Genomic DNA, 10,415 nt, shown 5'->3' on the forward strand with positions numbered 1-10,415 from the left:
AACTTAACTAGCAATTCGGGTAATACTGATGGGATTTATATTCGCTATTCGCCAGTTCAAGAAACATTAAATTATGTATCGGAATATCCCTCCCTGACAATATATGCAAACGGGGATCTAGCAATTGAAGAAACAGGAGATGTTATTGGGAACATTTCCACTTCTGAACCAGCTGTAGAATATAAAAAATATATATTAGAAAAATGGAGAACAAACAAATGAAGTATAGATTAAACCCATTATTTACGCTCAGAAAAACAGATAAAGCGGTCTTCAATTTCTCAAGGGCGGAATTAACACAATTCAACGATACAGGTTTTGATATTTTATTGGCAGTTCTTGAACAAGAAAGTGATAGAGAGTGGACAGATGATGAAGATGAATTCCTGAAAGAGTTAATCAAGGAGAAAATCGTTGAAGAATCTTGAAGAGCTTATTCAACTAAGAAAATCAAATAAATTTCATAATATTGGTGTAAATGTTGAAAGTGTAATAGAAATAGTAAAAAAATCCTACTATAATTTTGAGAAACATAGCGTTCCTTCTGCCGGAGCTATATATGGTTTGAAAGTTTTACTTTTTTATAAGAACAATAAAAAAATATTTAACTCTAAAGGGGAGATAAGTACAGATAAATTCGAGATAAATCAAATTAAAAAAACTTGTTTTTATGATGATAAATATTTTTCTTCAAGTTCAATTCTTATTGCTGTGACATATGATTACGATAAATATTTTGGCAAATATGGTAATTGTGGGGTAAGGTATGCTTTAATCGAATGTGGTGCTTTTCTGCAAAATTTTCAACTACTACTTTCAGAAAAAGATATATACGGTTGTCCATTAGGCTTCGTAGATAATGATGCTCTGTTGGGAATAGAAGAACCCCTAATTTATTTTATTATTAATTAATCTTTGATAAGATATCCGAAGTTTAGGATTCTTATATAACTATTTGGGCTCAAAATAGTACCATAATAAGGAGGAATTTTCATGAACAAAGAAACTGTGAAAGATGTTCGCAAAGAACATAAAGAAAAACCAGAATTTAAAACAATTTCATTATTAGCATGCATGAACTCGACTTCTATCGCTAATTAATTATTGATTTTTATATAAATATAAATCAATGGAGTGAAAAGAGCCTATATCGAAATTGATTTATACCTTTTGATAGTTGTATAAGCTATAATAAAAAACGCTCTGACGAATTCATCAGAGCGTTTTAATTATTTTTATCAATAGATTATTAGTATTGGTCTAACAAGAGTTGTTTGATCTCATCAATTCTTGGTTGACGTACCATTGCGACTTCCTGCTTTAGCAGGTTAGCGAGCATGGATATCGTTCGGTTCCAAATACTATAATCAATATATTAATATTGGTCTAACAAGAGTTGTTTAATCTCATCAATTCTTGGTTGACGTGGATTAGCAGGTGTACATTGGTCATCATAAACAAGGTCAGCCAATTTATCAAGCTCACGTTCAAGATGAGCTTTATCTACACCATTTCCTGAAAGGGTGATATTAATATCAATACTATCAGTCAATTTTTTAAGTTCAGCAACCAAAGCTTTGACCGCTTTTTCATCTGAATCTTCTTTGCCAGCAAATCCCATGAAGCGTGAAATTTCAGCGTAGTCTTCTTGCGCACGATAAGTTTCATAACGTGGGTAAGGGGTACGTTTAACGTTTCCTGTTACAGCGTTAAATTTAATGACATGTGGCATAGCGATAGCAATGGCAAGACCATGAGGAAGTCCAAATTCACCACCAATTTTATGAGCAAGTGAGTGGTTAATTCCAAGGAAAGCATTGGCGAAGGCCATACCAGCGAGTGTTGCAGCATTGTGCATGTTTTCGCGAGCTTTTTGACCTTCTTTGGTTGGATGAGCTGGGTCATAGTGATAAGACTCAGTCAAGTTTTCAAAGATAAGTTTGATGGCTTGAAGTGATATTGGTTTTGTATAGTCAGAAGACATGACAGAAACATAAGATTCAAGCGCGTGTGACATGGCATCAATCCCAGACCAAGAAACAGTACGTTTTGGTACAGTCATAACAAACTCAGGGTCAACAATGGCAACTTGAGGTGTCAATTGATAGTCAGCAAGTGGATATTTAACGTGAGTTTCATCATCAGTGATAACCGCAAATGGAGTCACTTCAGAACCAGTACCAGAAGTAGTAGGGATAGCAACCATTTGTGCTTTGTGTGGGTGGTAGAATTTGATAATACGTTTACGAATATCAACAAATTTTTGAGCTAACTCTTGGAAGAGCTCTTTCAAACTTGCGTCATCGGAAAGGTCAGCCTCACCACGAGCATCATATTCATAAATCAAACGTCCAATCTTACCAGCATCAAGGGCAGAGCCACCACCAAGACAGATGACAGTGTCAGGTTCAAATTGTGTCATTTGACGAGCGATTGCAATGGCTTCGCTCAAAGTTGGGTCAGGTTGGACTGAGCCATAAATGCTTGTTTCAACTTGAGTTGGGCGGATAGCAAGTTGTTCCAAAACTTTATCAACGAAACCGAATTTAACCATACCAGGGTCGGCAACAATGAAAGCTTTGTGGACGTGTGGCAATTCTTGTAAGTAAGAAATTGCATTTTTTTCGTAGTAAATTTCTTTTGGCAAACGAACCCATTGAGGGCGATTACGACGTTTAGCCACTGTTTTAACATTCAATAGATCGTATGTACTCAAATTGTGTGAAAGTGAATTTTTCCCCCATGAACCAGTTCCGAGCGTCAATGATGGACGCATTGCATCAGTATAAATATCTCCGACCCCACCGATAGAGTCAGGTTGGTTAACGAGGATACGAGAAGCTTCGACTTTAATTCCGTATTCTTTGACAAATGGGTCGTCCATTGCACCGATTTGAATGGCAGCGTTGTGACCAGCTCCTTGGTAAGCAAGTAAGCTACGTACAATTTCAATTCCTTCTTCACGTGTTTCTGATTTGTAGATTGAAAGCAAAGGAGAAAGTTTTTCAGAAGAAAGAGCTTCCCCAATATTTTTCTTATCAAGTTCAAAAAGAAGAACATCTTTATCTTTAGGGACGTTAACACCAGCTTGTTCAGCAATCCATTGACCAGAACGACCAGCAACAGGACCAGTTACACCAAAACCTTCACCAGCACGTTCAACGAAAACAAAACTTTCAATTGCCTTGTAATCTTTTTTAGGAACCATATAAGCGCCTTGGGCTTGCATTTTAGCGACAAATTCATCATAGATTGATGCATCAATAACTGCAGAGTTTTCAGTCGCACAAATCATTCCGTTATCAAAACGTTTTGAAAGCAAGAGATCTTCAACAGCACGATCGATATTTGCAGTTGCATCAACGTATACTGCACCATTACCAGCACCTACACCAAGTGAAGGATTACCAGACTTAAGCGCAGCATTGACCATACCTGGACCACCAGTTGCAAGAATTGTAGCAATTCCTCTATTTTGAATCAAAGCAGTCGTCATATCAAGACTGGGTACTTCAATCCATTGAATGAAGTCTTCGGGTGCACCAGCTTCAATCGCAGCATCATAAACAATTTTAGCTGCATGGCTTGAGCATTTTTGTGCTTGTGGGTGAAAGGCAAAGACAATAGCATTACGAGTCTTTGCAGCCAATAAAGATTTAAAGATGGCTGTTGATGTTGGATTAGTTGTTGGGACAATACCAGCAAGTACTCCAAGGGGGCTTGCGATTTCAACAGAACCAGCAACTTTGTTTTCAGCGATAACGCCAACTGTTTTATCATTTTTGATTGCATTATAAACAGATTCAGAAGCGAAATGGTTTTTTGTATCTTTGTCCTCAACAACTCCACGGCCAGTTTCATTAACGGCTTCGTGAGCGAGTTCCAGAGAATGTTTGCTTGCTGCAAGAGCCATTGCAGCAACAATAGTATCAACTTGAGTTTGTGTGTATCCTTCAAATTTAAGAACTGCAGCTTGAGCTTTTTTGACTAATTGATCAGTATAAGCGACAGCTTCTTGGAATTTTGCGGCTTTTTCTTCAGCGCTTAAAACTTTCTTTGCAGCTGGAGCGGCTTTTTTAGTTGCCATATGTGTACGTTCTCCTTTGTGATTTCATTCACTTTATTTTACGTGAATAGTTTAACAAAGTTTTTTAAAGATGTCAAGCGATATTGTGATGAAATTTACAAAAAAACTCATCAAACTTTTAGAAATCGCTTTATAAGCAAGGGTTTCAGACAAAAAAATATTGCCAATCCTTTTAAAGATTTGGCAATATTTTTTTGTCTGATTTAGTAAAACTTTGTGAAAAAACAAAAGCAAGATTTACTAAAGTTTAGTTTTTACAAAGGTAAAACACAAGTAATTTCAGGAGCGTAAAAGTCTTTTTGTTCTAACGTTAATGACCCTGTATTTTTATCTCTCAAGAAAAGAGTTAAATTATCAGATTCTTGATGAGCGACAATGATATAATCTTCGGTTTTATTAAAATTAAAATCGCGTGGAATATGACCTTCAGTCTTTGTCCAACCAATAGCTTCTAATTTTGTTCCGAGAGGACTTACCTTGTAAATTGCTAAAGAGTCGTGCCCACGATTAGAAGCATAGAGGAACTTACCATCAGAAGAAATTCGAATAGCAGCTACTCCATTGGCTCCGTGATAGTCTTCAGGTAAAGTACTGATTGTTTGAAGACGAGCGAATCGTCCTTTTTCTTCATTATAGCTTAGAACTTCAATAGTTGAATTTAATTCTCCGACGAGATAAGCAATTTTTCCATTAGGATGGAAGCTGATGTGACGAGCTCCCATTCCTTTTTCGGCACGATAAATCGTAACGATATTGAGTTTACCTTCACCAATAACATCGTAAACAGTCACTTCATCTGTACCTAAATCACAAGTAACAAGACGACCATCTGGAGTTAAATCAGAGTAATGGACATGAGAACTTGCTTGCTCAGGTCGAGGGCCAGAACCATTATGTTTAACTGTATCGGTTAATCTAAGGGAACCATCAGCTTGAATTTTGTACACACGAACTTCACCCAAGTGATAGTTGGCACCATAAACGAGTTGACGTGCTTCATCAACAGCCACATAACACAAAGGGGCTCCAGTACTCGTTACATTCCCTAGGTGAGTTGTATTTTGACCATCAAAATCAAAGGTAGCAATTCCACCACCATTTCCATCAGCAGCACAAGTGTAGAGGTGCCCTTTTTGATCAAGAGTGATATAAGTTGGATTTTGAACCGCTGCAACTTCAGTTAAAGCCGACAATTCAGCTTTCTTGCTATCTAATAGAACACTGTAAACGCCTTTAGATACACGTTTAGTATAACCGCCTAAAAGGATTTTTTCTTTCATATTTCTCTCCTCACAAACTATTTTATTTACTATAATTATTTTATCACAAAAAAAGCGTTTTCAGCAAAAATATTAATTTTATTCTTAGAAAAAAATGCAAAAATCTCCCTTAAGGGGATTATATTGGCAAAAATATTAGTTAAATTTGTCAGATAACATTGAGATATAAAAAATAGAATAAAAAGAAAGTGGAGTAGGATAGTTTTCACTGACTCATATTGATAAAAGAAATAAATGAATAGATGCTTGCAAAAGTAGCTTAAACAATGTATAATGAGAGAGTTGCTATGCAACCATCTCGCATTTCGTCTCGACAAAGTCGTAGTGTACGCAAGTATTGCGGCTGCGGATGACAGATGAAAGAGGAAAAACTATTTTAAAAGGAGACATTAACATGTCAGTTATTTCAATGAAACAACTTCTTGAAGCTGGTGTTCACTTCGGTCACCAAACTCGTCGTTGGAACCCTAAAATGAAACCATACATCTTCACAGAACGTAATGGTATCCACGTTATTGACCTTCAAAAAACTGTAAAACTTGTTGACGATGCTTACAACTATGTAAAAAACGCTTCACAAGAAGGCGCAGTAGTTCTTTTTGTTGGTACTAAAAAACAAGCTGCTGAAGCAGTAAAAGAAGAAGCTCTCCGCGCTGGTCAATACTACGTAAACCACCGTTGGTTGGGTGGTATGCTCACTAACTGGAATACAATCCAAACACGTGTGACACGCCTTAAAGAAATCAACAAAATGGAAGAAGAAGGAACTTTCGAAGTATTACCTAAGAAAGAAGTAGTTCTTCTTAACAAAGAACGCGAACGCCTTGAAAAATTCATCGGTGGTATCGCTGATATGCCTCGTATTCCAGATGTTATGTACATCGTTGACCCACATGCTGAACAAATCGCAGTAAAAGAAGCTAAAACTTTGGGAATCCCGGTTGTAGCAATGGTTGATACAAATGCAGATCCAGAACCAATCGACGTAGTTATTCCTGCAAATGATGATGCTATCCGTGCTGTTAAATTGATTACAGCTAAAATGGCAGACGCTATCATTGAAGGACGTCAAGGTGAAGATGCAGCGGAAGATTTCGTTGCAGAAGAAGCAGCTTCAGAAGAATCACTTGAAGAACTTGCTGAAATCGTTGAAGGTAAATAATTTTAACTTCAACTTATACTAAATTAAGTAACTACAACAGGCGAGGCCTTACGCCTCACCTGTTTTTTTAAATAAAACTACTGTCAATATTGACAGAATAAACACATAGGAGATTTACAAAATGGCAGTAACAGCAGCTCAAGTAAAAGAATTACGTGAAAAAACTGGTGCAGGAATTATGGACGCTAAACGTGCGCTCGTAGAAACTGACGGAAATATGGAAGCAGCAGCAGAACTTCTTCGTGAAAAAGGAATCGCTAAAGCAGCTAAAAAAGCTGACCGCGTTGCCGCTGAAGGACTTACAGGAATTGCTGTAAATGGAAATGTTGCAGCACTTGTTGAGTTGAATTCAGAAACAGACTTTGTTGCGAAAAATGACCAATTTGTTGCTTTGGTTAAAGAAACTGCAGAACTTCTTGCAGCTAGCAAACCAGCAAACAATGAAGAAGCGTTGGCTATCAAAACAGCTTCAGGCGTAACTCTTGAACAAGAACTTGTTCAAGCAACTGCAACAATCGGAGAAAAAATCACTTTCCGTCGTTTTGTAGTAATTGAAAAAACTGATGCGCAACACTTTGGTGCATACCAACATAACGGTGGTAAAATTGGGGTTATTTCAGTTATCGAAGGTGCTGACGAAACACTTGCTAAACAAGTATCAATGCACATTGCCGCTATGAACCCAACAGTTCTTTCTGCTGATGAACTTGATTCAGAATTTGTAAAAGCTGAATTAGCACAAATGAACCACAAAATTGATGAAGACAACGCTAGCCGTGTACTCGTTAACAAACCAGAACTTCCACATCATGAATATGGTTCTAAGAGCCAATTGACAGAAGAAGTTCTTGCAGCAGCAAAAGCTTCATTTGAAGAAGAACTTAAAGCTGAAGGCAAACCAGAAAAAATCTGGGACAAAATCCTTCCAGGTAAAATGGCTAAATTTATCGTTGACAACACAAAAGTTGACCAACAATTCGCTCTTCTTGCACAACTTTACATCATGGATGATAGTAAAACTGTTGAAGCTTTCCTTGAATCTAAAGGTGCTAAAGCAATTGCATTCACACGTTTTGAAGTTGGTGAAGGAATTGAAAAAGCTGAAACAGACTTCGCAGCTGAAGTTGAAGCAGCAAAAGCAGGACTTTAATTTGATAAAAGGAGCAACCAAATTAGTGGTTGCTTTTTTTTTGAAAAAGAAAAAAGGATTTACAACTAGAAAACTAAGAAAATAGTGTATTTCTTTGACGCAATATGCTATAATTATATTTGAGATTTTCTATTTAATTAAAATCTATTAACCTTAGTAAACAAATATATTTTCAAGTAATAAAAACATTTTATGGAGTAAAGCATGTCAAGTACTGTAATTATCCTCATTGTTGTCCTATTAGTTATTCTCGTTGCTTTTTACGCTTTTGCAATTTTGATGCGAAAGAAAACGGAGGATCGTATTTTAGCCTTAGAAGAGCGAAAAGAGTCGCTTTTCGATTTACCCGTTCAAGAAGAGATTGATTCTGTGAAAAAAATGCACCTTGTAGGGCAATCACAGACAATTTTCCGCGAATGGAATCAAAAATGGCTTGATTTATCATCAAATTCTTTTGCTGACTTAGAAGAGCATATTTTTGAAGCCGAACAGCTCAACGATTCTTTCCACTTTTTCCGCGCTCGCGAATCTGTCGCAGATAGCGAAGCCCAAATTGAAATGATGGAAGGAGATGTTGAAGGAATTCGCCAAGGGGTTGCCCAACTTGTTGAGCAAGAAAAACGAAATTCAAACAAGATTCAAGAATCTCTTGATTTGTATGATAATTTGCGTAGCGATATCGCAGATAATGCAGATTTGTATGGAACAGTAATTACTGAACTTGAAAAACATCTTGCTAATATTGAAACAGAGTTTTCTCAATTTGTAACGTTGAATTCAACTGGTGACCCAATTGAGGCAGCCGAAGTTTTAGAAACGGCAGAAGAACATACAATTGCATTGCGTGCGATTACCGAACAAATCCCATCATTCATTAAAACAATTGAAAAAGATGTGCCTAAACGTCTTGAAGAATTACAAGAAGCAAGTGACAAATTCATTGCCGAAGATTATATTCTCCCAGAGAATGTTAATCTCAAAGAGAGAATGGATGATTTACAACATCATCTTGAAGAAAGTAGCTCACTTTTGGAGCAATTTGAACTTGATCGAGTTGAAGCAGAACTTGATTTGATTCAAGAACGAGTCGAAGAACTTTATTCTATCTTTGAGAGAGAATACAGTGCACGTCGAAATGTCGAAAAACGTTCATCGGTTCTTAAAGAATACATTGAACATATTAGAGTGAATAACAAAAATCTTCTTCTTGAAATTGATCATGTGACTCAAGCTTATATCCTTTCGGGAAATGAAAAAGGTTATGTGAGAGGATATCAAGAACATTTAGAGTCATTGGATGCAGATGTTGATGAAATCATCGCCAACATTGAAGCTAAAGCAATTCCTTATTCAAGCCTTTCACGCCGCGTGAACTCTGTTGTCAATTCTTTAGAAGATATTGAAAAAAATCAAATCAAAATTAGCGAGACTCTTTCAGGACTCAGAGATGAAGAAAGAGCAGCACAAGAAATTGCAGAACGTTTTGATTCTGAACTTCGTACTATCAAACGTTATGTTGAAAAATGTAATTTGCCAGGACTTCCTAAAGATTATCTTGATTTATTCTTTATGACCGGAGATCGAGTGCAAAATCTTTTCAAAGAGTTGGGACGTGTAAGAATTAATATTGATACAATTAACCATCTTGTTGATGTGAGTACCGAAGATATGCATGTTTTGAAAGAAGCAACAATTAATTTGACAGACCATGCAGTATTAGCAGAACAACTTATTCAATATGCTAATCGTTATAAAGCGTCTAATGAACAAGTTGCACAAGGCATTTCAAGAGCACTTCAACTTTTTGAAAACAGTCGCGATTATGATGGTTCATTCGATGAAATTTCTAAGACTTTAGAAATAGTTGAACCTGGTGCCGCTTCAAGAATTTCCGGAGTTTATTTCAAAAACAAACCTACACCAGATTATTTATAAAAAAGTAAGGATTAATTTCCTTGCTTTTTTTATTTTATTTCAAAAAATAGTTTGATAATTTCAGAATTTTCTGTATAATAATGTTAGGTAAAACAAATAAAAATTATTATAATGAAACATAAAGATATATTCATGTCTTGGAAAGGGCAAAAATGAAGATTCAACATTATAATAGAATTCCCCCCCTGACGGCTTATTAGACAGTCATTCTCCTCCATAATTTCTTTAATCACTTATAATAAATTATGAAAAAGAGGAATATCAATGACATATTACTTGGAAGAAAATGAATTCGAAGGTTTATTTTCTGGAATGAAACCAATCATCAGAAAATTGATGAAACAAATTCGAATCAAAGCATGGGACATAGAGGATTATTATCAAGAAGGAATGATTATTTTGCATCACCTTTTAGAAGAAAATCACCCATCCACTAATATTTATACAAAGTTCAAAGTAAAATATCATCAACGTTTGATTGATGAACTACGCCATAGCTACGCCAAAAAACGGCTTCATGACCATTTTGTAGGTCTAGACATTTATGAATGTTCGGACTGGATAGATGCAGGAGGAAGTACCCCTGAAAGCGAGCTTGTGTTCAACCATCTTTTAGCAGAAGTTTATGAAGGATTGAGCGCCCACTATCAGGAATTACTCGTGCGTCAAATGAGAGGAGAAGAACTCACGCGAATGGAATGCTATCGGCTACGAGAAAAAATCAAAAATATACTATTTTCTCGAGATGATGATTAAAAAAAGCTCCCTTATCTTTGATAGGGGAGTTATTATTTTAAAAAA

At 36.2% G+C, this 10,415-nt stretch carries 8 protein-coding genes and 1 pseudogene; 7 read left to right on the plus strand and 2 right to left on the minus strand.

Going from position 1 to position 10,415, the window contains the following annotated elements:
- From LLA01S_RS12760 to LLA01S_RS10910, 3 genes and pseudogenes are all read left to right on the plus strand, one after another.
- Window positions 1–222, plus strand: a pseudogene (locus tag LLA01S_RS12760) (radical SAM protein); the annotation flags it as partial.
- Window positions 219–428, plus strand: coding sequence for a hypothetical protein (locus LLA01S_RS10905; RefSeq protein ID WP_011677212.1), 210 nt, complete (start codon window positions 219–221; stop codon window positions 426–428). The pseudogene LLA01S_RS12760 and the gene LLA01S_RS10905, both read left to right, overlap by 4 nt.
- Window positions 415–912 carry a nitroreductase family protein gene (locus LLA01S_RS10910; protein ID WP_061778311.1) on the plus strand — a complete coding sequence of 166 codons (498 nt, stop codon included), beginning with the start codon at window positions 415–417 and terminating at the stop codon, window positions 910–912. Before LLA01S_RS10905 ends, LLA01S_RS10910 begins: the two co-directional genes overlap by 14 nt.
- 463 nt (window positions 913–1,375) lie before the next feature.
- On the opposite strand, the gene adhE is transcribed toward LLA01S_RS10910, so the two are convergent.
- Window positions 1,376–4,087, minus strand: coding sequence for a bifunctional acetaldehyde-CoA/alcohol dehydrogenase (adhE, locus tag LLA01S_RS10915; RefSeq protein WP_015082945.1), 2,712 nt, complete (start codon window positions 4,085–4,087; stop codon window positions 1,376–1,378).
- Window positions 4,088–4,341: 254 nt separating this feature from the next.
- Complete coding sequence (locus LLA01S_RS10920) at window positions 4,342–5,367, minus strand: lactonase family protein (protein ID WP_011677208.1); 1,026 nt, start codon at window positions 5,365–5,367, stop codon at window positions 4,342–4,344.
- A 394-nt stretch (window positions 5,368–5,761) separates the two neighbouring features.
- On the opposite strand from LLA01S_RS10920, the gene rpsB reads away from it, so the two are divergent.
- From rpsB to LLA01S_RS10940, 4 genes are all read left to right on the plus strand, one after another.
- Complete coding sequence (gene rpsB / locus LLA01S_RS10925) at window positions 5,762–6,529, plus strand: 30S ribosomal protein S2 (protein ID WP_011836067.1); 768 nt, start codon at window positions 5,762–5,764, stop codon at window positions 6,527–6,529.
- A 121-nt stretch (window positions 6,530–6,650) separates the two neighbouring features.
- Window positions 6,651–7,679, plus strand: a complete 1,029-nt coding sequence (tsf, locus tag LLA01S_RS10930) for a translation elongation factor Ts (protein WP_011677206.1) — start codon at window positions 6,651–6,653, stop codon at window positions 7,677–7,679.
- Window positions 7,680–7,883: 204 nt separating this feature from the next.
- A complete protein-coding gene (gene ezrA / locus LLA01S_RS10935; protein ID WP_061778312.1) occupies window positions 7,884–9,614 on the plus strand; it encodes a septation ring formation regulator EzrA in 1,731 nt (576 codons plus the stop codon).
- Between the two features lie 264 nt (window positions 9,615–9,878).
- Window positions 9,879–10,370 carry a sigma-70 RNA polymerase sigma factor region 4 domain-containing protein gene (locus LLA01S_RS10940; RefSeq protein WP_015082943.1) on the plus strand — a complete coding sequence of 164 codons (492 nt, stop codon included), beginning with the start codon at window positions 9,879–9,881 and terminating at the stop codon, window positions 10,368–10,370.
- Window positions 10,371–10,415: the final 45 nt, after the last annotated feature.

The sequence above is a fragment of the Lactococcus cremoris subsp. cremoris NBRC 100676 genome, from assembly GCF_001591705.1.
Lineage (GTDB): Bacteria > Bacillota > Bacilli > Lactobacillales > Streptococcaceae > Lactococcus > Lactococcus cremoris.